The 25471-nt window shown below is 71.0% G+C and carries 22 protein-coding genes; 16 read left to right on the top strand and 6 right to left on the bottom strand.

Annotation, left to right across the window (positions count from 1 at the left end):
* Window positions 1–37 precede the first annotated feature (37 nt).
* The 11 genes from secY to HA039_RS13265 all read left to right on the top strand — a co-directional run bounded on the left by secY (window position 38) and on the right by HA039_RS13265 (window position 8486).
* The gene (gene secY, locus HA039_RS13315; RefSeq protein WP_167028573.1) at window positions 38–1357 is read left to right on the top strand and encodes a preprotein translocase subunit SecY; all 1320 of its coding nucleotides are present in this window, start codon (window positions 38–40) and stop codon (window positions 1355–1357) included.
* Entirely contained in the window at window positions 1357–2022 is a 666-nt protein-coding gene (locus HA039_RS13310) for an adenylate kinase (RefSeq protein WP_167028570.1), read from the top strand. The genes secY and HA039_RS13310 overlap by 1 nt, the downstream gene beginning before the upstream one ends.
* Window positions 2023–2137: 115 nt before the next feature.
* The gene (gene map / locus HA039_RS13305; RefSeq protein WP_167028567.1) at window positions 2138–2974 is read left to right on the top strand and encodes a type I methionyl aminopeptidase; all 837 of its coding nucleotides are present in this window, start codon (window positions 2138–2140) and stop codon (window positions 2972–2974) included.
* Window positions 2975–3139: 165 nt separating this feature from the next.
* On the top strand, window positions 3140–3361 hold the full coding sequence (infA, locus tag HA039_RS13300; protein WP_014047798.1) for a translation initiation factor IF-1: 222 nt from the start codon (window positions 3140–3142) through the stop codon (window positions 3359–3361).
* Between the two features lie 58 nt (window positions 3362–3419).
* Complete coding sequence (rpmJ, locus tag HA039_RS13295; protein WP_003956441.1) at window positions 3420–3533, top strand: 50S ribosomal protein L36; 114 nt, start codon at window positions 3420–3422, stop codon at window positions 3531–3533.
* A 185-nt stretch (window positions 3534–3718) separates the two neighbouring features.
* Window positions 3719–4099 (top strand): 30S ribosomal protein S13, encoded by a 381-nt coding sequence (rpsM, locus tag HA039_RS13290; protein WP_161311142.1) that lies wholly within the window; start codon window positions 3719–3721, stop codon window positions 4097–4099.
* Between the two features lie 66 nt (window positions 4100–4165).
* Window positions 4166–4570, top strand: a complete 405-nt coding sequence (gene rpsK, locus HA039_RS13285; RefSeq protein WP_003956432.1) for a 30S ribosomal protein S11 — start codon at window positions 4166–4168, stop codon at window positions 4568–4570.
* A 127-nt stretch (window positions 4571–4697) separates the two neighbouring features.
* A complete protein-coding gene (locus HA039_RS13280) occupies window positions 4698–5720 on the top strand; it encodes a DNA-directed RNA polymerase subunit alpha (RefSeq protein WP_161311141.1) in 1023 nt (340 codons plus the stop codon).
* A gap of 83 nt (window positions 5721–5803) precedes the next feature.
* Window positions 5804–6322 carry a 50S ribosomal protein L17 gene (rplQ, locus tag HA039_RS13275; protein ID WP_167028564.1) on the top strand — a complete coding sequence of 173 codons (519 nt, stop codon included), beginning with the start codon at window positions 5804–5806 and terminating at the stop codon, window positions 6320–6322.
* 119 nt (window positions 6323–6441) lie between these two features.
* A complete protein-coding gene (truA, locus tag HA039_RS13270; RefSeq protein WP_167028561.1) occupies window positions 6442–7302 on the top strand; it encodes a tRNA pseudouridine(38-40) synthase TruA in 861 nt (286 codons plus the stop codon).
* Window positions 7303–7532: 230 nt separating this feature from the next.
* Entirely contained in the window at window positions 7533–8486 is a 954-nt protein-coding gene (locus tag HA039_RS13265; protein ID WP_167028558.1) for an alpha/beta hydrolase family protein, read from the top strand.
* A gap of 61 nt (window positions 8487–8547) precedes the next feature.
* Here the strand turns inward: HA039_RS13265 and HA039_RS13260 are convergent, their stop codons facing one another.
* Both HA039_RS13260 and HA039_RS13255 read right to left on the bottom strand, forming a co-directional pair.
* A complete protein-coding gene (locus HA039_RS13260) occupies window positions 8548–11646 on the bottom strand; it encodes a glycosyltransferase family 2 protein (protein WP_167028555.1) in 3099 nt (1032 codons plus the stop codon).
* A 138-nt stretch (window positions 11647–11784) separates the two neighbouring features.
* Entirely contained in the window at window positions 11785–12723 is a 939-nt protein-coding gene (locus HA039_RS13255; RefSeq protein WP_243870091.1) for a hypothetical protein, read from the bottom strand.
* A gap of 247 nt (window positions 12724–12970) precedes the next feature.
* Here HA039_RS13255 and HA039_RS13250 point away from each other — a divergent pair, with 247 nt between their 5' ends.
* From HA039_RS13250 to glmM, 4 genes are all read left to right on the top strand, one after another.
* Window positions 12971–14599, top strand: coding sequence for an ABC-F family ATP-binding cassette domain-containing protein (locus HA039_RS13250; protein ID WP_167028550.1), 1629 nt, complete (start codon window positions 12971–12973; stop codon window positions 14597–14599).
* A 236-nt stretch (window positions 14600–14835) separates the two neighbouring features.
* Window positions 14836–15279, top strand: coding sequence for a 50S ribosomal protein L13 (gene rplM / locus HA039_RS13245; RefSeq protein ID WP_167028547.1), 444 nt, complete (start codon window positions 14836–14838; stop codon window positions 15277–15279).
* Between the two features lie 42 nt (window positions 15280–15321).
* Window positions 15322–15849, top strand: a complete 528-nt coding sequence (rpsI, locus tag HA039_RS13240) for a 30S ribosomal protein S9 (RefSeq protein ID WP_167028544.1) — start codon at window positions 15322–15324, stop codon at window positions 15847–15849.
* A gap of 184 nt (window positions 15850–16033) precedes the next feature.
* A complete protein-coding gene (gene glmM / locus HA039_RS13235) occupies window positions 16034–17392 on the top strand; it encodes a phosphoglucosamine mutase (protein ID WP_167028541.1) in 1359 nt (452 codons plus the stop codon).
* Between the two features lie 12 nt (window positions 17393–17404).
* Here glmM and coaA read toward each other — a convergent pair whose 3' ends face one another.
* From coaA to HA039_RS33575, 4 genes are all read right to left on the bottom strand, one after another.
* A complete protein-coding gene (gene coaA, locus HA039_RS13230) occupies window positions 17405–18355 on the bottom strand; it encodes a type I pantothenate kinase (protein WP_167028538.1) in 951 nt (316 codons plus the stop codon).
* A 10-nt stretch (window positions 18356–18365) separates the two neighbouring features.
* On the bottom strand, window positions 18366–20150 hold the full coding sequence (locus HA039_RS13225) for a M16 family metallopeptidase (RefSeq protein WP_167028535.1): 1785 nt from the start codon (window positions 20148–20150) through the stop codon (window positions 18366–18368).
* 4 nt (window positions 20151–20154) lie between these two features.
* The gene (locus HA039_RS13220; RefSeq protein ID WP_167028532.1) at window positions 20155–21102 is read right to left on the bottom strand and encodes a hypothetical protein; all 948 of its coding nucleotides are present in this window, start codon (window positions 21100–21102) and stop codon (window positions 20155–20157) included.
* A gap of 200 nt (window positions 21103–21302) precedes the next feature.
* A complete protein-coding gene (locus HA039_RS33575; protein ID WP_208298610.1) occupies window positions 21303–23471 on the bottom strand; it encodes a hypothetical protein in 2169 nt (722 codons plus the stop codon).
* Window positions 23472–23588: 117 nt separating this feature from the next.
* On the opposite strand from HA039_RS33575, the gene glmS reads away from it, so the two are divergent.
* Complete coding sequence (gene glmS / locus HA039_RS13210; RefSeq protein ID WP_167028529.1) at window positions 23589–25436, top strand: glutamine--fructose-6-phosphate transaminase (isomerizing); 1848 nt, start codon at window positions 23589–23591, stop codon at window positions 25434–25436.
* The last annotated feature ends 35 nt before the right edge of the window (window positions 25437–25471 follow it).

The raw sequence follows: 25471 nt of genomic DNA, 5'->3' as shown, positions 1-25471 counted from the left end.
CCTCTGACGCAGTAGCGCGGGGGTCGCAGGAGGCACCGTGCTCACCGCGTTCGCCCGGGCGTTCAAGACGCCCGACCTGCGCAAGAAGCTGCTCTTCACACTCGCCATCATCGTGCTGTACCGGCTCGGGGCCCATGTCCCCGTCCCCGGGGTCAGTTACGAGAATGTCCAGACATGTATCGACGCGGCTCAAAAGGGCAACAACAGCCTCTTCGGGCTCGTGAACATGTTCAGCGGCGGCGCGTTGCTGCAGATCACGATCTTCGCGCTCGGCATCATGCCGTACATCACGGCGAGCATCATCCTTCAGCTGCTGACCGTGGTCATCCCACGGCTGGAAGCCCTCAAGAAGGAAGGCTCGTCCGGCCAGTCGAAGATCACGCAGTACACCCGGTACCTGACCGTCGCCCTCGCCGTGCTCCAGGGCACCGGCCTGGTGGCCACGGCCCGGAGCGGCGCGCTCTTCAGCGGCTGCCCGGTCGCCGGTCAGATCGTCCCCGACCAGTCGATCTTCGTCACCGTCACGATGGTCATCACCATGACCGCCGGTACCGCGGCCGTCATGTGGCTCGGTGAGCTCATCACCGACAAGGGCATCGGCAACGGCATGTCCATCCTGATGTTCATCTCGATCGCGGCCGGCTTCCCGGGCGCCCTCTGGGCCATCAAGCAGAGCGGCACGCTCGCCAAGGGCTGGATCGAGTTCGGCACGGTCATCCTGATCGGCTTCGTGATGGTCGGCCTGGTCGTGTTCGTCGAGCAGGCGCAGCGCCGCATCCCCGTGCAGTACGCGAAGCGCATGATCGGCCGCAGGTCGTACGGCGGTACGTCGACGTACATCCCGCTCAAGGTGAACCAGGCGGGTGTGATCCCCGTCATCTTCGCCTCGTCGCTGCTCTACATCCCCGCTCTGATCGCCCAGTTCTCCAGCTCGACGTCGGGCTGGAAGACCTGGATCGAGGCGCACTTCGTCAAGGGTGACCATCCGTACTACATCGCGACCTACTTCTTGCTCATCGTGTTCTTCGCGTTCTTCTACGTGGCGATTTCGTTCAACCCCGAAGAAGTAGCGGACAACATGAAGAAGTATGGTGGCTTCATCCCGGGTATCCGGGCTGGTCGCCCTACCGCCGAGTACCTGAGCTACGTGCTCAACAGGATCACTTGGCCGGGCTCGCTGTACCTGGGTCTGATTGCTCTTGTCCCGACGATGGCGTTGGCAGGCTTCGGCGGTGCGAACCAGAACTTCCCCTTCGGCGGGACAAGCATCCTGATCATCGTGGGTGTGGGTCTGGAAACCGTGAAGCAGATCGAGAGCCAGCTTCAGCAGCGCAATTACGAAGGGTTCCTCCGCTGATGCGAATCGTCCTCGTCGGGCCGCCCGGTGCCGGCAAGGGTACGCAGGCTGCGTTCCTCGCCAAAAACCTCTCGGTTCCCCACATCTCCACGGGCGACCTGTTCCGCGCCAACATCAGCCAGGGCACAGACCTCGGCAAAGAGGCGAAGTCCTACATGGACGCGGGAAACCTGGTGCCCGACGAGGTGACGATCGCGATGGCACGGGACCGCATGGGTCAGCCGGACGCCGCCAAGGGCTTTCTGCTCGACGGCTTTCCGCGCAACGTGTCGCAGGCGGAAGCGCTGGACAAGGCACTCGCCACGGACAGCGTGAAGCTGGACGCGGTGCTGGACCTGGAGATCCCCGAGGACGAGGTCGTACGTCGTATCGCGGGGCGGCGCATCTGCCGCACCGACAGCGCCCACGTGTTCCATGTCGCGAACCAGCCTCCTAAGAAGGAGGGTGTCTGTGACATCTGCGGCGGCGAGCTGTACCAGCGGGACGACGACTCCGAGGAGACCGTGCGCAGACGGCTGGAGGTCTACCACACGCAGACCGAGCCGATCATCGAGCACTACCAGGCCCAGGGCCTGGTCGTGACGATCTCCGCGCTGGGCAAGGTCACCGAGGTGACCGAGCGCGCGATGGAGGCGCTCCAGCGGGCCCGGTCCGCGCAGGGCTGACCCGCGCGCTCCGGCGCAGCACGATGCACGTGAGTAAGGCCGTGGCGGCCCTCCGGACGCCACGGCTTTACTGTTGAGTTCCGGTCGTTCGAGTCAGGTGGAAGGCAGCAGAGCCATGGTGGAGATCAAGACCCCCGAGCAGATCGCGAAGATGCGCGAGGCGGGGCTGGTCGTCGCCGCCATCCACGCGGCCACGGCGGAGGCCGCGGTGCCGGGCGCCACCACCAAGGACCTCGACATGGTGGCCCGCAAGGTGCTCGCCGCGCACGGCGCGAAGCCGAACTTCCTCGGGTACGGGGGGTTCCCCGCGACGATCTGCACGTCGGTCAACGAGGTCGTGGTCCACGGCATCCCCGACGAGAAGACGGTCCTCAAGGACGGGGACATCATCTCCGTCGACGCCGGCGCGATCGTGGACGGCTGGCACGGGGACGCGGCCTTCACGGCGTTCGTGGGCACCGGTCACGCTCCGGAGCTGGTCGAGCTGTCCCGGGTGACCGAGGAGTCGATGTGGGCCGGCATCGCCGCGATGAAGGCCGGCAACCGCCTGGTGGACGTGTCCCGGGCGATCGAGACGTACATCCGCAGGCAGCCCCGCCCGGGCGGCGGGAAGTACGGCATCGTCGAGGACTACGGCGGCCACGGCATCGGTACGGAGATGCACATGGACCCGCACCTGCTGAACTACGTCTCCCGCAAGCGCGGCAAGGGCCCGAAGCTGGTCCCGGGCTTCTGCCTGGCGATCGAGCCCATGGTGTCGCTCGGCACGCCCCACACGGAGGTGCTGGCGGACGAGTGGACGGTCATCACGACGGACGGCACCTGGTCCTCGCACTGGGAGCACTCGGTCGCCCTCACGGAGGCCGGCCCGCTGGTCCTCACCGCCCCGGACGGCGGTAGGGCGAAGCTCGCGGAGCTGGGTGTGACGGCGGCGCCGGATCCCCTGGCCTGACCGCCGCGGGCCTTGTCCCGCTTAAGGATCTCGGGGCGTGGGCAGACTGCACGGATTCGTCTTTTCGAGTGGGCTGCCGTAGACTGACGCGTCGGCTCTGGTGTACCCGTGTGTCCGCATGCGGCCGCCGGAGACGATCAAGGTAGCCGATTCGAAGGGCGAAGCGTGGCCAAGAAGCAAGGTGCCATCGAAATTGAGGGCACCGTGATCGAGTCCCTCCCGAATGCGATGTTCAGGGTGGAGCTCCAGAACGGTCACAAGGTCCTCGCGCACATCAGCGGCAAGATGCGGATGCACTACATCCGGATCCTGCCCGATGACCGGGTCGTGGTGGAGCTGTCTCCGTACGACCTGACGCGTGGCCGGATCGTCTACCGATACAAGTAGATCTTGCAGTCGTCCCTGTCCAGGGGGCGTCCGCACTGACCCGGAGAACCTCAATTCCATGAAGGTCAAGCCGAGCGTCAAGAAGATCTGCGACAAGTGCAAGGTGATCCGCCGTCACGGCCGGGTCATGGTCATCTGCGACAACCTGCGCCACAAGCAGCGCCAGGGCTGACGTAGGACCGCCTGCCTCTCGCAGTACTTCGCGCGACGCGAGCAAAACTCGTAATTACGCAGTGTCCGGCTCTCACGTCAGTGGGACCGACACCTCCGGCGGAGGCCGGGGACCCGGACCGTACGCACGCGTACGGCAGCCGGGACAGAGACTGCGGAAGACCTCCGAATCATCAGGAGCCATGAATGGCACGCCTCGCAGGCGTTGACCTCCCGCGCGAAAAGCGCGTCGAGGTCGCCCTCACCTACGTCTTCGGCATCGGGCGCACCCGGTCCAAGGAGACCCTCGCCGCCGCCGGTGTCAACCCTGACATCCGCGTCCGCGACCTTGCCGAGGAAGACCTCGTCAAGATCCGCGAGTACGTGGACGCCAACCTCAAGACCGAGGGTGACCTTCGTCGCGAGATCGCCGCCGACATCCGCCGCAAGGTCGAGATCGGTTGCTACCAGGGTCTGCGTCACCGTCGTGGCCTGCCGGTGCACGGTCAGCGCACCAGCACGAACGCTCGTACCCGCAAGGGTCCGCGTCGCGCCATCGCCGGCAAGAAGAAGCCGGGCAAGAAGTAGTCCTCAGCGGACGCTTTTCAGCGGTCTTCGCTGTAGGACCGATCACCTCCACGCAGGAGTAAATACATGCCTCCTAAGGGCCGTCAGGGCGCAGCCAAGAAGGTGCGCCGCAAGGAAAAGAAGAACGTCGCTCACGGGCACGCCCACATCAAGAGCACGTTCAACAACACGATCGTCTCGATCACGGACCCCTCGGGCAATGTGATCTCCTGGGCCTCCGCCGGCCACGTCGGCTTCAAGGGTTCGCGCAAGTCCACGCCCTTCGCCGCGCAGATGGCCGCCGAGTCGGCCGCCCGTCGCGCGCAGGAGCACGGCATGCGCAAGGTCGACGTCTTCGTGAAGGGTCCCGGCTCCGGCCGTGAGACCGCGATCCGCTCGCTCCAGGCCACCGGCCTTGAGGTGGGTTCGATCCAGGACGTCACCCCCACCCCGCACAACGGCTGCCGCCCGCCGAAGCGTCGCCGCGTCTGACTCCGTGCCCCCTGTGAGGGGGTGTGGCGCATGACTCGCGGGCGGTATCGCGCATTCGCGCCGTACCGCCCGTACGCTTGTTCCATTGGCATCAAATAGTGGGTGCCAAGACTGGAAGGTCAACAGAATGCTTATCGCCCAGCGCCCGTCGCTGACCGAAGAGGTCGTCGACGAATACCGCTCCCGGTTCGTCATCGAGCCGCTGGAGCCCGGTTTCGGTTACACCCTCGGGAACTCCCTCCGCCGTACGCTCCTCTCCTCGATCCCCGGTGCCGCTGTCACCAGCATCCGGATCGACGGGGTCCTGCACGAGTTCACCACCGTGCCGGGCGTCAAGGAGGACGTGACCGACCAGATCCTCAACATCAAGCAGCTCGTCGTCTCCTCGGAGCACGACGAGCCCGTCGTGATGTACCTGCGCAAGCAGGGTCCCGGCCTGGTCACCGCCGCCGACATCGCCCCGCCGGCCGGTGTCGAGGTCCACAACCCGGACCTCGTCCTGGCGACGCTGAACGGCAAGGGCAAGCTGGAGATGGAGCTGACCGTCGAGCGCGGTCGCGGCTACGTCTCCGCCGTCCAGAACAAGCAGGTGGGCCAGGAGATCGGGCGTATCCCGGTCGACTCCATCTACTCCCCGGTGCTCAAGGTCACGTACAAGGTCGAGGCGACCCGTGTCGAGCAGCGCACCGACTTCGACAAGCTGATCGTCGACGTCGAGACCAAGCAGGCCATGCGGCCGCGTGACGCCATGGCGTCCGCCGGCAAGACCCTGGTCGAGCTGTTCGGTCTGGCGCGCGAGCTCAACATCGACGCCGAGGGCATCGACATGGGCCCGTCGCCGACGGACGCGGCGCTGGCCGCGGACCTGGCGCTGCCGATCGAGGAGCTGGAGCTCACCGTCCGGTCGTACAACTGCCTCAAGCGCGAGGGCATCCACTCCGTGGGTGAGCTCGTGGCGCGGTCCGAGGCGGACCTGCTCGACATCCGCAACTTCGGCGCCAAGTCGATCGACGAGGTCAAGGCGAAGCTGGCCGGCATGGGCCTCGCGCTCAAGGACAGCCCGCCCGGATTCGACCCCACCGCCGCCGCGGACGCGTTCGGCGCGGACGACGACGCGGACGCCGGGTTCGTGGAGACCGAGCAGTACTGAAACGATCTTCCGCAGGGCGGCCGCCCTGGGGGAACTGACACCGGTACCTGATACGGCCGGTGCAGATATGAAGGAGTAACACCATGCCGAAGCCCGCCAAGGGTGCCCGTCTGGGCGGCAGCGCCGCGCACGAGAAGCTGCTCCTCGCGAACCTCGCGAAGTCGCTCTTCGAGCACGGCAAGATCACCACGACCGAGGCCAAGGCCCGTCGTGTCCGCCCGATCGCGGAGCGTTTCATCACCAAGGCGAAGAAGGGCGACATCCACAACCGTCGCCTGGTGCTTCAGTCGATCACGGACAAGAGCGTCGTGCACACGCTCTTCACCGAGATCGCCCCGAGGTACGAGAACCGCCCCGGTGGTTACACGCGCATCACCAAGATCGGCAACCGTCGTGGCGACAACGCCCCGATGGCGGTCATCGAGCTGGTCGAGGCCCTGACCGTGGCGCAGGCCGCCACCGGTGAGGCCGAGGCGGCGACCAAGCGCGCGGTCAAGGAGGACGCCCTGAAGAAGGACGCCTCCGACGAGACCGTCGAGGACGCCAAGCCGGTCGAGGACGCGAAGCCCGCCGAGGCGGCCGACGAGTCCAAGGACGCCTGAGCCAACAGCACAGGCCGATGGCTGACGGACGGGTCCGCTCCCCACGGGGGCGGGCCCGTTCCGCATGAGGGGCCGCACGAGGGCCTGAGGGGACTTGAGGGGCGTGGGAGGAACTTCGCGTGAGCGGTGACCTGGAGGCCGGGTCCGTACGGGTACGGCTGGACCTCTCGTACGACGGCAAGGACTTCTCCGGGTGGGCCAGGCAGGCCACCCGGCGCACCGTCCAGGGCGAGATCGAGGACGCGCTGCGGACCGTGACCCGCTCCTCGCGCACGTACGACCTGACCGTCGCCGGGCGCACGGACGCCGGGGTGCACGCGCGCGGCCAGGTCGCGCACGTCGACCTGCCCGAGGACGTGTGGGCCGAGCACGCGGACAAGCTGCTGCGGCGGCTCGCGGGGCGCCTGCCGCACGACATCCGGGTGTGGAAGGCCGAGGAGGCCCCGGCGGGCTTCAACGCGCGCTTCGCCGCGATCTACCGGCGGTACGCCTACCGGGTGGGGGACCACGTCGGCGGGGTCGATCCGCTGTTGCGTGGTCATGTGCTGTGGCACGACTGGCCGTTGGACGTCGACGCGATGAACGAGGCGTCGGCGGGGCTGCTCGGCGAGCACGACTTCGCCGCGTACTGCAAGCGGCGCGAGGGCGCCACGACGATCCGTACGCTCCAGAGGCTGGAGTGGGTGCGGGGCGACGACGGGATCGTGACGGCCACCGTGCGGGCGGACGCCTTCTGCCACAACATGGTGCGGTCCCTGGTGGGCGCGCTGCTGTTCGTGGGCGACGGGCACCGGCCGCCGGACTGGCCGGCGAAGGTCCTGGCCGCGGGGGTACGGGACTCGGCGGTCCACGTCGTACGGCCGCACGGGCTCACGCTGGAGGAAGTCGGCTACCCGGCCGACGCGTTGCTGGCGGCCCGCAGCCGCGAGGCCCGCAACAAGCGGACGTTGCCGGGGGCGCCTCCCGACAGCTGCTGCTGAGGGAGGGACTCGGCATCGGCTTACCGTGAACGCGTCCGGAATGGCGACCGGCGGCCAGGGCCTCGATGCCAGGCCTCTCGTGGAGCGGTGAAGCTGATCCGCCGCTGACTCCGACCTGACAAGTTCCTCACACATCGGCGTGACAATGCCGTCGTGGCCGAACCCGTCATCAGGTCCCGGACGTCACCGCGGTGCGGGCCGGCCGGCCATCTCCCGAGACAGGAATGCCCTTGAACAGCAGGTTCTTCCCGCGCGTCCGGCCCGTGGCCGTGGTTGTTCCGCTCGCCGTCGCCGGAGTGCTCAGCGGCTGCGTCACCACCTCGGCGACGCAGCCCGCCTCCTCCCGGCCCGCTACGACGGCCGTCGCACCGTCGAAGGTCACAACCCCCGCCCGCGACGTGAAGTCAGCCACGCACGAGGCGAGTTCCTCCGTCACCAACGGGCTGCCGCCGCAGAAACCGGCCACCTACAAGCCGACCGTTCCCAAGCTCACGGCCCGGACTCCCGGGGGGCAGCTGGTGAACACGTGCGTACCGAAGCGCCTGTGGAACGACATCACCACCCTCACCACCAAGGACGGCAAGCACCTGTCCACCCTCATCATCGGCAAAGGCCCCAACGTCGTGTACTTCGGACACCAGTACGGCGGCCAGATCTGCAACTTCCTCGACCTCGCGGAGCAGATGGTCAAGCGGGGCTACCGCGTCATGCTCCCGGAGTTCCGGGGATACGTCGCCTCCGAGGCCGGGACCCCCTCCAGCCCTCTCGACATGCGGGCCGCCTTCGACAAGCTCAAAGCCCTCAAGACCGAGCACGTCTTCCTGGTGGGCGCGTCCTGCGGCGGCACCACCGCCGTCACCGAGGGCGTCAGAAGCGACATCCCCATCGCGGGTCTCACCCTGCTCTCCTCCCCGGCCCGCTGCGACGGCGACGCCGTGGCCGCGGTGAAGAAGATCAAGCAACCCTCCCTCTTCATGGTCGCGAAGGACGACATGCAGGGCGCCCACGAGAAACAACTCCGCGAGGTCTACAACGCCTCCCCCGCGAAGAAGAAGCAATTCATCGTGGTCGACGGCGAGGCTCACGGAACGCTGATGCTGTACGGGGACAAGGCGGCCGACAAGCGGCGCGCCAAGGTCATCGGCTTCCTCGCCGACACCTTCTCGGCGGCCCTGCGCATGTGACCATGCCGCCGGGCGCGGACTGATGTCGAACGCGCGATGACCGGCGCGAGCGCTGTCGTGCTCAGCCCCGGCGCAGGCGGCGGATCAGGCGGGTCAGGCGGCCTGGCGCGCGTTCGGTGGGCGGGGGTGGGGCCACGCGGAGGGTCAGGTCGCGGTGTGGGGTGGTCCAGTACGGGGTGACGCGGCGGTCCGGGGTGGTCGGGTGCGGTACGGGGGGTGGCGGCGTCGCGGAGACCTCGGGGGCGCGGTACGAGCCGAGCCTCGCGGTCTTGGTCCAGCCGAGCGCGGTGAGGCGCACGTACAGGTCCCAGGCGCCGTCCCGGAGCGGGGCGCCGCCCGCCGCGGTGGCCGGGTCGAGCAGGGCGCTTCCGGCGACGGTGAGCGTGCCGTCGGCGTGGTGGACCGTGGCGTCCGTGGCGAGCCGGTACTCGGCGCCGCCTGCGCGCTCCCGCAGCACGAGGACCGCGGAGGCCCTCCCGGGGGCCGCGCCGCCGGTGAGGGGTGCGCGGGCGAAGCGGGCCGACAGGGCGGCGGAGAGGCCTGGGGACGTCAGCGTCGGGGGGTCGTCGTCGCCTTCGTCCGGGGAGGTGGTTCCCAACGGGCCGTCCGCGGTGCGCAGTTCCGCCGTGAAGGCCGTCCTGAGCGCGCCGTCGCGCTGCCAGGACACCTCGTCCAGGCGGGCCCGGCAGACCACGGACGTCTCCCAGCGGACGAGTGCCACCAGGTCGTCGAGCCGGTTGTCGGTGACCAGGCCGACGGCGACCCGGCGCGGGGCCGTGAGGGCGGCGATCGCCGTGTCCGAGAGGCCGCTGTCGCCGCCGCCGTCGCCGCTGTTCAGGAAGACGTCCCGGATCGCGTCGCAGAGCGCGCGCCGGTCGTCCTCGTCCCGCTCCGGGAAGCCCCTGCCCATCAGCGGGTCCAGCAGCTCCACCCGCAGCCAGCGCCGGTGCAGCCGGTCACGGGTGCCGCCCGGTGTGGTGAGGCCGTTCACGGTCCCGACAAGGGTGCGCAGCGCGCCGTAGAGGGCCGCGTACGGGACGGCGGGGGTGTCCCGCTCCGGTCCTGAGTGGTAGCAGACGGCGCCCCCGAGGACGGCGGTGCGGCCCGCGCGCAGGGACGCCTCCGCCGTGAAGGCGTGCTCGCCCAGGGGGACGCCGGCCGCCGGGAAGCGCAGGCCGTGCTCGGCGAGGAACGCGCGGTGGAAGAGCTTGTCGGCGGTCAGGCTGTCCGCCAGCGGGTCCTTCGCGAACGTGGCGCGCGGCCGGTCCCGTGAGAACAGCTCCCGGGGGACGGCCCGGCCCTTCGCCGCCCTCCTGCCGACCACGATGTCCGCGTCGTGCGCGATGCCGTACCCGTACAGCCGCTCCAGCGCGTCGGCGGCCAGGCGGTCGCCGGCCCGCATGTACAGCAGGTACTCCCCGGTGCCGGGCTCGCCGGGGCCCCCGGGCCGCGCCGCCTCGGGCACCTGGAGCACCTCGAACTCCGCCGCCGGGAGGGTCTGCGCGGTGAGGGAGGCGAGGGTGTCCCGTACGGCGGCGGGCTCGGCGCCCCCGGTGGGCACCACCACGGTGACCTTGGGCGGGCGCGGGGCGGGGGCCGTATCCGTCGGCCGTACGGTCAGGGCCAGCCCGCCGTCCAGGTGGCACGCGGTCTCCAGGCCGCCCAGGACGGCCGGGGCGGGCAGGGTGAGGTCCTCCGGGCCGCCCCGGGGGCGCCCGTAGCGGTCCAGGCCCGGTCCCATGAGCCGTACGTGCACCTCCCAGACGCCGTCGTCCAGCGGCCCGCCGCCCGCCGCCCGCGCCGGGTCCACGGCGACCGTGCCGTGCACGACGGGGCGGACGAGGACGTCACCGTCCAGGTGCGCGGGTGTCTCCTCGAACGACACGGAGACCTCCCTCGGCAGCAGCCACACCACGGACGTGTCCCGGTGGCGCAGGCTCACGTCCGCGCGGAAGAGCTTCAGGTCGTCCGTGACGTCGACGGGCTCGACCAGCCCGTCGGTGAGGGACGGGTCGAGGAGGTAGCGCTCGCCCCGGCGCACGAGGGTCAGCGGTGTCAGGGGTGCCAGCGGTGTCCGGGGTGCCTCCGGGCCCGTACCGCCCGTCACGAACCGCGCGTCGAACCGCGCCCGCACCCGCCCCCGCCGCCACTCCACCGACGTGAGCCGGACGTCCGCGCCCAGCCCCGCCGCCCGCCCGGTCAGCTCCAGCAGCGCGTCCGGCCGGCCGGTCCGTACGAGGGCGGCGCGCGCCCGCTCCAGGCCCGCCAGCCCCTCGTACACGCCCTCCGTCAGGTACTCCTCCGCCACCTCGCGCAGCGCCCCGAAGAGCGCGACGCGCGCCTCCGGGCCGTACGTGGCGAAGACCGGCTCGCTCAGGTACTTGACCATGTCCGCGCGCCAGAAGCGGCGCAGCCACTTGTCGCGCACCGGGCCGGGCGGCGTCTCGGCGCCCAGGGCGTCGAAGATCCGGCGGAGGTTGCCCGCGTAGCTCACCGGGTCGAGGTGGTCGGGTGTGGTGTGGCCGCCGCCCTCCCGCTCCAGGTAGTAGTAGCAGGGGTAGTCGCCGACGACGGAGACGGACGCGGCGCGGAACACGGCAGGCACTATGAACAGCAGGTCCTCGCCGACGAAGTGCCCGACGGGGAACCGGATCCCCTGCTCCCGCAGGAAGGCCGTCCGGTACATCTTGTGGACCGTCAGGCTGTCGTGCAGGGGGGCCGTCTCGAAGGTGCACGACGCGCGGGTCCTGCTCATCAGCGCGTGCGGGATGCCGCGGGACCGGAAGGTGCTGACGACCTTGCCGATCACGATGTCCGAGCCGTTCGCGCGGCCGAGGTCGTACATCCGGGTGAGTGCCTCGTCGCCCAACAGGTCGTCGTGGTCGACGAACTGCACGTATTCGCCGCGTGCCAGGTCGATCGCCACGTTGCGGGGCCTGCCCGGCCAGCCGGAGTTGGGGATGCCAGTGAGGCGGAAGTTCGGGTGCTCGGCCGCGAGGGCGGCGAGTCGCGCCGGGGTGTCGTCCGTCGAGCCGTCGTCGACGAAGAGCACCTCGAACGCCTCGGGGGGCATCGTCTGCCGGAGCAGCGACCCGACCAGGGGTTCGAGGACCGTCCCCGAGTTGTACGTCGGGACCACCACAGTGACTCTGACCGCCACGCGCCACGCCTCCGGATGCTCGCCCCTCGGGCGTCCAGTGTGGCAAGCGGGGGCCGGTCAGGGCGGGAGGCCCGACCGGCGGATCCCCGCGCGCCTTGTTCCGCGTCGCGGGATCCGCCGGCCGGGCCGGGCCGGGGCCTAGGCGCCGGGCTGTACCGCCGCCGCCGAGGCCTGGAGGCGGCCCCGCTGGTAGATCTGACGGAACGTGAACTCGGAGACGTCGTCGCCCGTGGTGAAGACGTTCTTGTCGGACTTGGTGACGTCCTTGCCGGACGTGAAGCCGCCGACCGTGAAGTACACGTACCGGCCGAACGAGTTGGTGGTCTTGCGGCAGATCACCCCGTCCCGGCAGAAGGTCGGGACGCCGCTCCCGGACAGGGAGGCGATGCCGTCCTTGGCCTCGGCCTTCGCCTTGAGCGCCTGGGCCTCCTTCGCGAAGACCGCGACCCCGACCGTGACCGCCACCCCGTCCTTGCTGTACGTGGCGCGGATCACCTCGTCGCAGCTGTTCGAGGCGAGGATCGAGCCGAGGGCGCCCTGCGCGGAGGCCGCGCAGTTGGTCGTACGGGTCGTCGCCCCCTTCTCGTACTCGCGCCCCTCCATCGTCAGCCGCGCGCCCGGGAACAGCGTGTCCGCCGACAGCGGCGCGGTGTCCTTCTCGGCGCTGGAGACGAAGTCCTTCGGGTCCGGCGGCGGCAGCGGGGACGCCGACGGGAACGACGGCACCGGATCGGCCGCCTCGCCCGTCGTCGCGGCGGCCGTCGGCAGGTCCTGCGACGCCGTCTCGGCCGCGCTCGGGCCGCTGTCACCGCCGCTCATGGACACGATGACGGAGGCGACGACCGCGACGACGGCGGCCGTCGCGAGACCCCCGCCGCCCATCAGCAGCCAGCGCTTGCGGCGGGCACGCCCGGCCGAGGCGTCGGCGAGCGCCGCCCAGTCGGGGGTGCGGGTGTCGTACGTCTCGGGTGTCCGGTTGTCGTACGGGTCGGCCGACCGGGCGGCGTACGGGTCCGCCGGCTGTGCCGCGTAGGGGTCGGCCGACCGCGTGCCGTACGGGTCGGGATTGCCGAACAGGTCGGTGGTGGGGAACGGGTCGTGAGGGTTCTGGGATCCGTCAGGGTTCCGGGATCGGTGCGGGCTCTGTGATCCGTAGGGATCCTGCGATCCGTACGGATCGTGTCCTGGTGTCGGTGAACCGGGGCTGCCCCAGGAGGGTCCCCCTTGCCCAAAGCTCATGCCGCGCAGTTTAAGGCCGTGCGGGGCCCGGTCGTACCGGCGTGCGGGAGAAAACGGTTGGGCCCGGGCCGCCGGTGGCCCGACAATGCGGACCATGGGACATCTTGAGGCAGGGCACCTGGAGTACTACCTCCCCGACGGACGGGTGCTGCTCGGCGACGCTTCGTTCCGCGTGGGGGAGGGCGCCGTCGTCGCCCTCGTCGGGGCCAACGGCGCGGGCAAGACCACGCTGCTGCGGCTGATCGCGGGGGAGCTGCAACCGCACGGCGGGACGGTCACGGTCAGTGGCGGGCTCGGCGTCATGTCGCAGTTCGTCGGCTCGGTGCGCGACGACCGCACGGTCCGTGACCTGCTGGTCTCCGTCGCGCAGCCGTGCATCCGCGAGGCGGCGCGCGCGGTGGACGAGGCCGAGCACCTGATCATGACGGTCGACGACGAGGCCGCGCAGATGCGGTACGCGCAGGCGCTGAGCGACTGGGCGGAGGCGCGGGGGTACGAGGCCGAGACGGTCTGGGACATGTGCACGATGGCGGCGCTGGGCGTGCCGTACGACAAGGCGCAGTTCCGCGGGCTGACCACGCTCTCCGGCGGCGAGCAGAAGCGGCTGGTGCTGGAGGCGCTGCTGCGCGGGCCGGACGAGGTGCTGCTCCTGGACGAGCCGGACAACTATCTGGACGTCCCCGGCAAGCGCTGGCTGGAGGAGAAGCTCAAGGAGACCCGTAAGACGGTCCTCTTCGTCTCCCACGACCGGGAGCTGCTGGCCAGGGCCGCCGAGAAGATCGTCAGTGTCGAGCCGAGCCCGGCGGGCTCGGACGTATGGGTGCACGGGGGCGGATTCGGCACGTACCACCAGGCGCGCAAGGAGCGGTTCGCGCGCTTCGAGGAGCTGAAGCGGCGCTGGGACGAGGAGCACGCCCGGCTCAAGGCGCTGGTGCACCGGCTGCGGCAGCAGGCGGCGATCAGCCCCGACATGGCCTCGCGCTACCGGGCGATGCAGACGCGCTTCAAGAAGTTCGAGGACGCGGGGCCGCCGCCGGAGCCGCCGCGCGAGCAGGAGATCACCATGCGGCTCAAGGGCGGCCGTACCGGTGTACGGGCGGTGACCTGCAAGGACCTGGAGCTCACCGGGCTGATGAAGCCGTTCTCGCTGGAGATCTTCTACGGCGAGCGGGTCGCGGTCCTCGGGTCGAACGGCTCCGGGAAGTCGCACTTCCTGCGGCTGCTGGCGGGGGACGACGTCCGGCACACGGGGGAGTGGAAGCTCGGCGCGCGGGTGGTGCCGGGGCACTTCGCGCAGACCCACGCGCACCCGGAGCTGCTGGGGCGGACGCTGGTCGACATCCTGTGGACCGAGCACGCGAAGGACCGGGGCGGGGCGATGAGCGTGCTGCGGCGGTACGAGCTGGAACGGCAGGGGGACCAGCCGTTCGAGAAGCTGTCGGGCGGGCAGCAGGCGCGCTTCCAGATCCTGCTGCTGGAGCTGCGGGGGACGACGGCGCTGCTGCTGGACGAGCCGACGGACAACCTGGACCTGGAGTCGGCGGAGGCCTTGCAGGACGGTCTTGAGGTGTACGACGGGACGGTGGTGGCGGTGACGCACGACCGGTGGTTCGCGCGGTCCTTCGACCGGTACCTGGTGTTCGGGTCCGACGGGGTCGTGCGGGAGACGCCGGAGCCCGTCTGGGACGAGCGGCGGGTGGTGCGGGAGCGGTAGGGGTTCCGGGGCTCCGGGACTCGTTTTGACCCGTACGGGGGCGCCCGGGTATTCTGCTGGTTCGTTATGCGTATTGGCTTGGTCGTTCTCACGCGAGGGGCCCTTACGCCGGTCCACCGGGCCGATGGACAGAGGCAGGTACACGGGTTGCGTCCCCGCTGTGCCGCCATGGCTGTCGTGATCGTCCGGGTGGCCTTGTCAGGTTCCCACTCACTGAAGAAGCGAAGGCTACGACCGTGCGTACGTACAGCCCCAAGCCCGGCGATGTGACACGCCAGTGGCACGTCATCGACGCCCAGGACATCGTCTTGGGCCGTCTGGCGACCACTGCCGCCAACCTTCTGCGCGGTAAGCACAAGGCGATCTACGCCCCCCACGTTGACACCGGCGACTTCGTCGTCATCATCAACGCGGACAAGGTGCACCTGTCCGGCAACAAGCGGACCCAGAAGATGGCGTACCGCCACTCCGGTTTCCCGGGTGGCCTGCGTTCCGTCCGTTACGACGAACTCCTCGCCAAGAACCCCGAGAAGGCCGTCGAGAAGGCCATCAAGGGCATGATCCCCAAGAACACCCTGGGTCGTCAGATGCTCTCGAAGCTGAAGATCTACGCGGGCGACCAGCACCCGCACGCTGCCCAGCAGCCTGTCCCGTTCGAGATCACCCAGGTCGCGCAGTAGTTCCGGCCACCCCCTAAGACATAAAGAAATCTGAGGAGAATCGTGGCCGAGTCCACTGCAGAAGCCCCCGTCGAGAGCGCCGAGGGTGAGGAGACCTTCGAGGCCGTGACGACCTTCGAGTCCGAGGTCCCCGTCGAGGGTGAGTACACCACCGAGTCCCTGGCGTCCCGCTTCGGCGACCCCCAGCCGGCCGCCGGCCTGGGCCGCCGCAAGAACGCCATCGCCCGCGTCCGGATCGTTCCGGGCACCGGCAAGTGGAAGATCAACGGTCGCACCCTCGAGGGTTACTTCCCGAACAAGGTGCACCAGCAGGAAGTGAACGACCCCTTCAAGATCCTTGAGCTCGACAACCGCTACGACGTCATCGCCCGCATCTCGGGTGGCGGCGTCTCCGGTCAGGCCGGCGCCCTGCGCCTCGGCGTGGCCCGCGCGTTGAACGAGGCGGACGTGGACAACAACCGCGCCCCGCTCAAGAAGGCCGGATTCCTCTCGCGTGACGACCGTGCGGTCGAGCGCAAGAAGGCCGGTCTCAAGAAGGCCCGTAAGGCCCCGCAGTACAGCAAGCGCTAATCACGCTGGTTGGCCAGTCTGTCTTCGAACGCCCCGGCGGCACTCCGTGCCGCCGGGGCGTTCGTTTTCTTGAACTACTCGGGCGTATAACAGCATCAGACGCTCAGTACTTTGGGTTTTGGCGTTTTCGGAGCTTTTACGTGCGGAGCCGGGACGGTTCCGTGCGTTTTTTGGAGGGAGAGCTGTGGGACGACTCTTCGGCACGGACGGCGTGCGCGGTGTCGCCAACGCCGATCTGACGGCTGAGCTCGCGCTCGGACTGTCGGTCGCGGCGGCACATGTGCTCGGCGAGGTGGGGACGTTCGAGGGGCATCGGCCGACGGCGGTGGTGGGCCGCGACCCCCGCGCCTCCGGCGAATTCCTGGAGGCCGCCGTGGTGGCGGGACTCGCGAGCGCCGGTGTGGACGTCCTGCGGGTCGGTGTGCTGCCCACCCCGGCGGTGGCGTATCTCACCGGCGTGCTGGGTGCCGACCTCGGCGTGATGCTCTCCGCGAGCCACAACGCCATGCCGGACAACGGCATCAAGTTCTTCGCACGCGGCGGTCACAAGCTCGCCGACGAGCTGGAGGACCGCATCGAGTCGATCTACGAGCAGCACCGCACCGGTGAGCCGTGGGAGCGCCCGACCGGCGGCGGCGTCGGCCGGATCCGCTCGTACGACGAAGGCTTCGACCGGTACGTGGCCCACCTCATCGGCGTACTGCCGAACCGGCTCGACGGGCTCAAGGTCGTCCTCGACGAGGCGCACGGCGCGGCCGCCCGGGTCTCGCCCGAGGCCTTCGCGCGCGCCGGGGCCGAGGTCATCACGATCGGCGCCGAGCCGGACGGGCTGAACATCAACGACGGGTGCGGCTCCACGCACCTGGACCTGCTCAGGGCCGCCGTCGTCGAGCACGGCGCGGACCTCGGCATCGCGCACGACGGCGACGCCGACCGCTGCCTCGCCGTGGACGCGGCGGGCGAGGAGGTCGACGGCGACCAGATCCTCGCCGTCCTGGCCCTGGCCATGCGGGAGGCCGGCACCCTGCGGGGCGACGCGGTCGTCGGCACGGTCATGTCGAACCTCGGCTTCAAGATCGCGATGGAGCGCGAGGGCATCCACCTCGTGGAGACCGCCGTCGGCGACCGGTACGTCCTGGAGTCGATGAAGGAGCACGGCTACGCGCTCGGCGGCGAGCAGTCCGGGCACGTCATCGTCCTCGACCACGCCACGACCGGCGACGGCACCCTGACCGGCCTCATGCTGGCGGCGCGCGTCGCCGCGACCGGCCGTACGCTCGCCGACCTCGCGGGCGTCATGCACCGGCTGCCGCAGGTGCTCGTGAACGTCCCCGACGTCGACAAGGCCCGGGTGCACACCTCCCCCGACCTGGCGACCGCGGTCGCCGAGGCCGAGGCGGAACTGGGCTCCACCGGCCGGGTCCTGCTGCGCTCCTCCGGTACGGAACCGCTGGTACGGGTCATGGTCGAGGCGGCCGACATCGAGCAGGCGCGGTCGGTGGCCGGGAGGCTGGCGGACGTGGTGAAGTCGGCGCTGGGCTGATCCTGGCGGCCGTCAGAGCTTGCGCAGGGACAGGCGCTGGACCTTGTGGTCCGGGCCTTTGCGGACGATCAGCGTGGCGCGGCCCCGGGTCGGCGCCACGTTCTCCAGCAGGTTGGGCCGGTTGACGGTCCGCCACATCGTGCGCGCGTAGTCCAGCGACTCCTCCTCCGACACCTGCGTGTACCTGCGGAAGTACGAGGAGGGGTCCTGGAACGCGGTCTCGCGCAGCTTGCGGAACCGGTTCAGGTACCACGCCTCGATGTCCTCGGCGCGGGCGTCCACGTACACACTGAAGTCGAAGTAGTCGGCGAGCCCGACCCGCGTCCTGCCGTCCTTGCCGGGCAGCGCGGGCTGGAGGACGTTGATGCCCTCCACGATCAGGATGTCCGGGCGCCGTACGGTCAGCACCTCGCCCGGCACGATGTCGTAGATCAGGTGCGAGTACACGGGCGCCGTGACCTCGTCCTTCCCCGCCTTCACGTCGGCGACGAACCGGGTCAGGGCCCGGCGGTCGTACGACTCGGGGAAGCCCTTGCGCGACATCAGCCCCCGGGACTCCAGCTCCTTCATCGGCAGCAGGAAGCCGTCCGTCGTCACCCGCTCGACCCGGGGGTGCTCGGGCCAGCGGGCCAGCAGCGCCTGGAGGAGACGCGCCACGGTCGACTTCCCGACGGCGACGCTCCCGGCCACCCCTATGACGAACGGCGTGCCGCGCTGCGTGCTGTGCCCGTCGTCCCCGTCCCCGAGGAACGTGTTCAGCGCGCCGCGCAGCTCCGCCGTGGCCTTGACGTACAGATTCAGCAGCCGGGAGAGCGGCAGGTAGACGTCCCGTACCTCGTCGAGGTCGATGACGTCCCCGAGCCCCCGCAGCCGCTCGACCTCCCCGGCGGTGAGCGGCAGCGGGGTCTTGTCCCGCAGGGCGCTCCATTCGGCCCGGCTGAGATCGACGTAAGGGGTGATCATCCGGCCATTGTCACGCACGGGATCGTTCGGGGGCCTCCCGGGTGGCGAGCGCCTTGCGCAGGACCTGGGAGAGGGCCAGTGAGCCGCCCAGCAAGAGCCAGTGGAGGACGACGAACGCCGTGCCCGGCCTCGGCTCGACCGTCCAGGTCAGCGTAACGGCGCGCAGGCCGAAGAACAGCGTGGCCGCGTGGGACACCCTCGCGCCCAGCTTCAGGAGCGGTGCGGGGATCCGGCGCCACGCGCCGCTCCAGGTCCGGCGCGCCGCCGCTTCGGACGCCGGGCGCGGCTGGGGGATGCGTTCGGGTGCTCGCTCCGGGGCCCGTACTACTGCCGTCGGGGGGACCGCCGCGTCGATTGTCGCGATTCTGTCCGGGGTGAGGTCCGCGTACAGCGTGGGTTCCGCGGCGATCTGGAAGCCGTCGTGGCCGGTGAGGCGGCGGCCGCCGTCCGGGTACGCGACCATCGCGGCGCACGCGTCGTAACGGACGGTGATCATGCCGCCGGGGGTGCTGAGACCTATCCCTTCCGCCGCCACCGTCAGGATCGTGTCCTTGTCGTCGTGCGACCGGTGCCGGGTGCCGGTGAGCCGGTCGTCCTCCGCGGAGTACTGCGGCGCCTCGGTGAAGCCCGCCCAGTCGGCGCCGCGGCCCGGGACCTGGAGCAGGGCCGTGGAGTGCAGCTCGCGCGCCACGTCGCGCAGGTCGTCCACCGTGACGGCGGCCAGCTCGGCGCGGTGCTCGGCGTGGGTCGCGTTGGGGTGGTCGACGAGCAGGTTCAGCGCGTACGAGGGCAGGCTCCCGGCGTACGCGTCGGGGTGGTCGAACTGCTTCAGCACCTTGTTGCGGGCCGCGTCCAGCTCCGCCTGCGCGATGCGGCCGGCCCGGAGCCGGGCGAGGACGTCCACGAACCCGCCGACCACCGCGTCCTGCTTCTGCGGGAGCGCGTCCGCGAAGGCGGTGATCGTGGCGAAGTCGGCGTCGCGCGGGCTGTAGTGCCCGGCGGTGGCGTACGAGTACCCGCCCTTCTGGCGCAGGTCCGCGTACAGCGCCCGGCCGAGCACCTCCGCGAACAGGGAGGCCGCGGTCGACCGGCGGACGATGCCGTCCATGACCACCCCGCCGTCGTCGCCGCCGATGTACGCCGGGGTGACGGGCAGCGCGGAGGTGACGGGCGGCATCGGGTGGCGCGGCCCGGACGGCAGGTCGAGCCGCAGCCCCTCCGGCACGGTGTCGCTGGTGATCCACAGGACCGCGTTCTCGCGGGTGAAGCGGGTCGCGGCCCACTCCCGTACCGCGTCGGCCGTCAGGTGCCACGCCCCCAGCTCGGTGTAGCTCACCAGGCCGTACCCCTGGGCGCCGTAACGCCACAGCGGCAGCTGGTGGTTGGGGCCGTAGGAGCGGCCCGCCGCTTCCGTGCGCAGGATCTCGCGCTCGGTCTCCAGCCGCTCCAGCGGCAGGTCGCGCAGGGCGTCGCAGACACCGCTGAGGTACGTGACGACCTCGTCGGCCGTGCCGGTGGCGTGGAAGATGGTGTACGTGGTGGCGGTGGCGCCGTTGTAGTGCAGGTCCGACACACCGTGGCGGAACAGCGCGAGGTGCTCGACGAGGTGGGTGATGCCCGAGGTCGCGTACGTCTCGTCGGCGGCGCCCACCCGGAAGACGAGCCCGGCGGTGATCGGGCCGCTGCCGGCGGCCAGGAGCGTCCGGACGCCGTCGACCTCGGTGAGGCGGATGCCGGCGGCGGGCGCCTGGGCGGGGGTGGCCGCTGCCGGGGCCGCGGGAGTCTGCTGGGACATCGGGTCAGCCCTTCGCCAGTGCGAGCTTGCGGTGCTTCGTGAACGCGGCGTCCTGGTCGCCCAGGAACGTCCACGGGTACTCGGTCGCGTTGTTGCCGATCGCGCGGAAGTGCGGTGCCGCCAGGGCGTGTTCACCCGCCGTCGAGAACACCATCGCGAAGTGGTTGTGCGCCTCGACCGAGCGGAACGTCGGACGGTGGTCCGGGTGCAGCACGGACGCGGCCGCCGCCGCGACCAGTTCGTCCCTGACGTCCGTCCGCGTGATGTACCGCGCGTCGTCGCCCTCGTCGAGGTCGAGCCAGCGCTCGATGTGGAGCTGGGCGACCAGCACCCCCGCGTTGCTCCCGGCGGGCGCGGCCGCGGCGCGCTCCCGGGCGAAGGCGTGCGCGGCCTCCCAACTCCCGCTCCACTTGGGGCACAACTGCTGGAGCAGCGAGTTCTGGGCGGCCAGGTGGTGGGGGTGGTGCTCGGCGAGCCGGTCGTAACGGCGGCGCGCCTCGCTCTGCCCCAGTTGCAGACCGCGCGCCGTGGTCAGGCGTACCGCCCAGGCCAGGGCGAAGTCGGGGTGCTCGGCGCAGACGTCGATCAGGAGTCCCTCGGCCTTGCGCAGCCAGGTGTGGAACTCCTCGAACTGACGCTGCGACACATGCTGCGCGCGGGCCGCGCTGCGGATCTTCCAGCCGACGACCACCCGGCGCTGGGCGAGGAGCGTCCGGCGGAGCGGACCTTCGGACGGCTCGGCCTCGATCCGCTCGAACAGCCCCTCCGTACCGCTCAGTTCGGCGAGGAGGCCGGAGGCGTACGCGCGGTCGTCCTCGTCGGTGAGCCCTTCGAAGAAGCGCTCCACGGCGGGCAGATCGCCGGCCCGGGCGGCGGTGCGCAGCGGCACGAGCGCGGGTACGGCGGCGTACGGGTGGAACTGGGGGCGAGCCAGTGGCTCGGCTTGAGGCATGACGGTCCTCGGTACGGGACGGGCCGGCGGACGGCGGGGCGGAGGGGGACGCGCCCCGCGTACGGGCCCGGAACGGGGTCCGCACGATGTGTGCGTGAAGTGAAGGCGCAGGTTAGCAGCCGGGACTGACAGAGGGTCGGGGAGTTTCCGGGGGCGTCACGGAGGGCGTCACTGGCGGGAGTGGGATGGAGTGGTGGGGGTCAGGTGCGGGTGCGGCGTTGGTGCCAGGCGCGGGTGACGCGCGCGGTCATCCAGAGCGCGGCGGCGGTGGAGTTGATCTCCCGGAGGAGGCCGATGTCCGGGGACCACCAGGCGTAGGCCGCGGCGGACACGAAGAGGCACAGGCCCAGGACGTTGAGGACCCACCAGCCCCGGGGACGGGGGAAGGCGGCCCGGGGAGGCCGCTCACGTGGGGCCGCGCCCCCGGCCGCCGACACCAGGGTCTCCTTGATGCCGGTCAACAGGCCCCTGCTGGCCAGGACATGGGCGCCGGGCAGCGCGGTCAGCGCCTCGGGCCGGGTGCCGAAGGCCGGGGGGAGTGGGGGAAGGCCGAGCAGTTCCACCAGCGAACGCTGCCGGTCGGCCGGGGCGTTGGCGCCGCGCAGGAGGGCGGCGAGGGGCCGCGGGTCGGTGATGCCGTACGCCTTGGCGAGGGCGGCCGCCGTGGCCGCCGCCGTCGCCTGGTCGGGGACCGGGGCCGCCTCGTCCCACGCGTGGGTGGCGACCTTCCTGCCCCGGTGGAGGAGGGTGAAGCCGTGGCGGTCCGCGGTGCGGTGCAGGACGAGGGCCGGCCAGCGCTCGCCCGTGGTGAAGCTGTCGGCGGCGGCGGTGAGCCCCTCCTCGCCGAGGAGCCGGGCGCGCCGGCCCGGGGTGGGGTTCGCGGCCAGCTCGACGTACGCCATCGCGCCGTCGGCGGCCGGTGCGATCCGCAGGGGGACCCCGCAGAGCAGCGCCGCCTCGGCGACCCGGTGCGGGGGCGCGGAGACGACGGCGAGGGAGGCGGAGAGGACCGGGGGGTCGGGCAGGGCGGGGGAGGCGGTCAGGCCGGGGAGCCCGGTGAGGTCGGGGAAGCCGGGGAGGCCGGGCAGGTCCGGGAGGGAGGGCGTGCCTGGGAGGGCCGGCGACGGGGCGGGGGACAGGGCGGACGGGGACGCGGGGTCGGTCGCCGTGGCGGCGCCGGCGCCGGCACGGTACGGCTCGTCCGGGTCGCCGCCCGCGGTGCGGGGCGCCCCCGGCGCCCGTACCGGCGTCGCGAAGAACTTGATGCGGGCCGCGACCTCCATCCGTACCCCCCTGCGGAAGTCCAGGAACTCCTGCCGCGCGTCCCCGAAGTACGCCCACGGAAGCTCCGTCGCGTGCGTGCCGATCCGCCGGAACTGCTCCAGCGCCTCCGCGTGCCGGCCGGCCAGGATCAGCGTCAGGGCGAGGTGGTTGCGTACCCCCGCCGCCTCCGGATCCCCCGGCGCGTGGGCGTCCGACAGCGCGAGCGCGCGTTCCGTCGCGGCGTGGATCCGGGCGCGCGGCGGAACGCGGGAGGGGCCGGACGGGGCCGGGCCGCCGTGGGGCGTGAAGGCGGGGGCGGCGGTACGGGTACGGGGCGCGCCCAGCGCGGTGTCGGCCGTCGCGGTGGACGCCGTGGGGTCCGCCGCCACCTCGTACTCGACCGCCGCCAGCAGCGGCAGCGCGTGCAGCAGCGAGCCGGGCAGGGCCTCCGCCGCCGCCTGTTCCGCGAAGTCGAACATCTCCTCGTGCGAGCCGTGCCACTTCTCGCACAGGTACTGGAGCGCCGCGCGGTGGCAGCCGTAGTGGTGCGGGGCGCGGGCCGTGGCCTCCGCCCAGTACGCGGCGAAGACCTCGCGCGGCGCCTGGCTGCCCGTCGCGTGCGTGAGCGCGATCTGCCACGGCACCGGGTCGGTGGGGTTCAGCTCGGCCGCCGTACTGATCACCGGGACGGCGTCGTCAAGCAGCGCGAAGAACGCCTGGAACTGGTCCTTCGACACGTCCTTGGCGCGCGACCCGGTCCGTATCTCCCAGGCCTGCGCCACACACAGCTCGGCCTTGACCAGCACCGCGTCCGGATCCTCCGGCGCCTCGGCCAGCCAGGCGTCCAGCCAGCCGCGGTGGTGCAGGGCGTTCCTGGCCAGCTGCGGTACGAAGACGCCGCGACGCTCCCACTCGGCGCCCCGCCGGGTGCCCGCCAGCAGGTCCCGCGCGGGCCCGTGGTCGCCGCCGGCCGCCGCGCGGAGCGCGTCGCGCAGGTCGGGGTGGACCGGGTCGAGGACGACGGCCGTGTCCGGCGGCAGGTCCGCGCCGACGGCGGGGCCGTGGCGGAGCATCCGGGGCAGGGCGAGGAGCGTACGAAGTGTCACGAAGCCCCATTCAATGCTGTGGTGTCCGCACCGACAAGGCAGGACTCCGCGATACGGACAAGGCCGCCCTCGGTCGGGTTACCCGGGGCATGGGGTCCCGCGCCTTAGGCTGCCGACATGTGTGGAATTGTGGGTTATGTCGGTGGACAGTCGGCGCTCGATGTGGTCATCGCGGGCCTCAAGCGACTCGAATACCGCGGCTACGACTCGGCCGGGGTCGCGGTGCTCGCGGACGGCGGGCTCGCCATGTCGAAGAAGGCGGGCAAGCTCGTCAACCTGGAGAAGGCGCTCGCGGAACAGCCGCTCCCGAGCGGCCCCACCGGCATCGGGCACACCCGGTGGGCCACCCACGGCGGCCCCACGGACCTCAACGCCCACCCCCACCTGGACAACGCGGGCCGCGTCGCCGTCGTCCACAACGGGATCATCGAGAACTTCGCCGCCCTGCGCGCCGAACTGACCGGCCGCGGCCACGGCCTGGAGTCCGAGACGGACACGGAGGTCGTCGCGCACCTGCTCGCCGAGGCGTTCTCGGCCTGCGGCGACCTCGCGGACTCCATGCGGCAGGTGTGCCGGCGGCTGGACGGCGCCTTCACCCTCGTCGCCGTCCACGCGGACGCGCCGGACGTCGTCGTGGGCGCGCGGCGCAACTCCCCGCTGGTGGTGGGCGTGGGCGACGGCGAGGCCTTCCTGGCCTCGGACGTCGCGGCCTTCATCGCCCACACCCGCTCGGCGATCGAACTGGGCCAGGACCAGGTGGTGGAGCTGCGCCGGGACGGCGTGACCGTGACGGACTTCGACGGGGCGCCGGCCGAGACCCACGCGTACCACATCGACTGGGACGCCTCGGCCGCCGAGAAGGGCGGGTACGCGTCCTTCATGCTCAAGGAGATCGCCGAACAGCCCAAGGCGGTCGCGGACACGCTGCTGGGACGCATCGACGCCGAGGGCAGGCTGTCGCTGGACGAGGTGCGGATCTCCCCGTCGGAATTGCGGGAGGCCGACAAGGTGGTCATCGTCGCGTGCGGGACGGCGTTCCACGCCGGGCTGATCGCGAAGTACGCCATCGAGCACTGGACCAGGATCCCCTGCGAGGTCGAGCTGGCGAGCGAGTTCCGCTACCGCGACCCGATCCTCGACCCGCGCACGCTGGTGATCGCCATCTCCCAGTCCGGCGAGACGATGGACACGCTGATGGCGCTGCGGCACGCCCGGGAGCAGGGCGCGAAGGTGCTGGCCATTTGCAACACGAACGGCTCGACCATCCCCAGGGAGTCGGACGCCGTCCTCTACACCCACGCGGGCCCCGAGGTCGCGGTCGCGTCCACGAAGGCGTTCCTCACCCAGCTGGTGGCGTGCTACCTGGTGGCGCTGTACCTGGGGCAGTCGCGCGGGACGAAGTGGGGCGACGAGGTCCGGGCGGTGGTACGGGACCTGTCGCGGATCGCGGGGGCGGTGGAGGAGGTCCTGACGACCATGGAGCCGGTACGGGAGCTGGCGCGCTCGCTCAAGGACAAGAAGACGGTGCTGTTCCTGGGACGGCACGTGGGGTACCCGGTGGCCCTGGAGGGGGCGCTCAAGCTCAAGGAACTGGCGTACATGCACGCCGAGGGCTTCGCGGCCGGTGAGTTGAAGCACGGCCCGATCGCGCTGATCGAGGAGGACCTGCCGGTGGTCGTCGTCGTACCCTCGCCGCGTGGCCGGTCGGTGCTGCACGACAAGATCGTGTCGAACATCCAGGAGATCCGGGCCAGGGGGGCGCGCACGATCGTGATCGCGGAGGAGGGAGACGAGGCGGTGGCGCCGTACGCGGACCACCTGATCCGCGTGCCCGTCACGCCCACGCTGCTGCAACCCTTGGTCGCGACGGTGCCGTTGCAGGTGTTCGCGTGCGAGCTGGCGACGGCGCGGGGGAACGAGGTCGACCAGCCGCGGAACCTGGCGAAGTCGGTGACGGTGGAGTGAGCGGGTGACGGAGTGAGCGAGTGAGGGAATGAGGG

This window comes from Streptomyces liangshanensis (assembly GCF_011694815.1).
Taxonomy (GTDB): domain Bacteria; phylum Actinomycetota; class Actinomycetes; order Streptomycetales; family Streptomycetaceae; genus Streptomyces; species Streptomyces liangshanensis.
This window is presented reverse-complemented; position numbering and strand designations above follow the sequence as displayed.

Excerpts from the sequence above, each read along its gene's own strand:
- HA039_RS13225 (WP_167028535.1), bottom strand. The coding sequence starts at position 20,150 with ATGTCCCAGCAGACTCCCGCGGCCCCGGCAGCGGCCACCCCCGCCCAG.
- coaA (WP_167028538.1), bottom strand. The coding sequence starts at position 18,355 with ATGATCACCCCTTACGTCGATCTCAGCCGGGCCGAATGGAGCGCCCTG.
- HA039_RS13310 (WP_167028570.1), top strand. The coding sequence starts at position 1,357 with ATGCGAATCGTCCTCGTCGGGCCGCCCGGTGCCGGCAAGGGTACGCAG.
- rpsM (WP_161311142.1), top strand. The coding sequence starts at position 3,719 with ATGGCACGCCTCGCAGGCGTTGACCTCCCGCGCGAAAAGCGCGTCGAG.
- HA039_RS13280 (WP_161311141.1), top strand. The coding sequence starts at position 4,698 with ATGCTTATCGCCCAGCGCCCGTCGCTGACCGAAGAGGTCGTCGACGAA.
- HA039_RS13250 (WP_167028550.1), top strand. The coding sequence starts at position 12,971 with ATGCGGACCATGGGACATCTTGAGGCAGGGCACCTGGAGTACTACCTC.
- glmS (WP_167028529.1), top strand. The coding sequence starts at position 23,589 with ATGTGTGGAATTGTGGGTTATGTCGGTGGACAGTCGGCGCTCGATGTG.
- rpsK (WP_003956432.1), top strand. The coding sequence starts at position 4,166 with ATGCCTCCTAAGGGCCGTCAGGGCGCAGCCAAGAAGGTGCGCCGCAAG.
- rpmJ (WP_003956441.1), top strand. The coding sequence starts at position 3,420 with ATGAAGGTCAAGCCGAGCGTCAAGAAGATCTGCGACAAGTGCAAGGTG.
- map (WP_167028567.1), top strand. The coding sequence starts at position 2,138 with ATGGTGGAGATCAAGACCCCCGAGCAGATCGCGAAGATGCGCGAGGCG.
- rplQ (WP_167028564.1), top strand. The coding sequence starts at position 5,804 with ATGCCGAAGCCCGCCAAGGGTGCCCGTCTGGGCGGCAGCGCCGCGCAC.
- HA039_RS13220 (WP_167028532.1), bottom strand. The coding sequence starts at position 21,102 with ATGCCTCAAGCCGAGCCACTGGCTCGCCCCCAGTTCCACCCGTACGCC.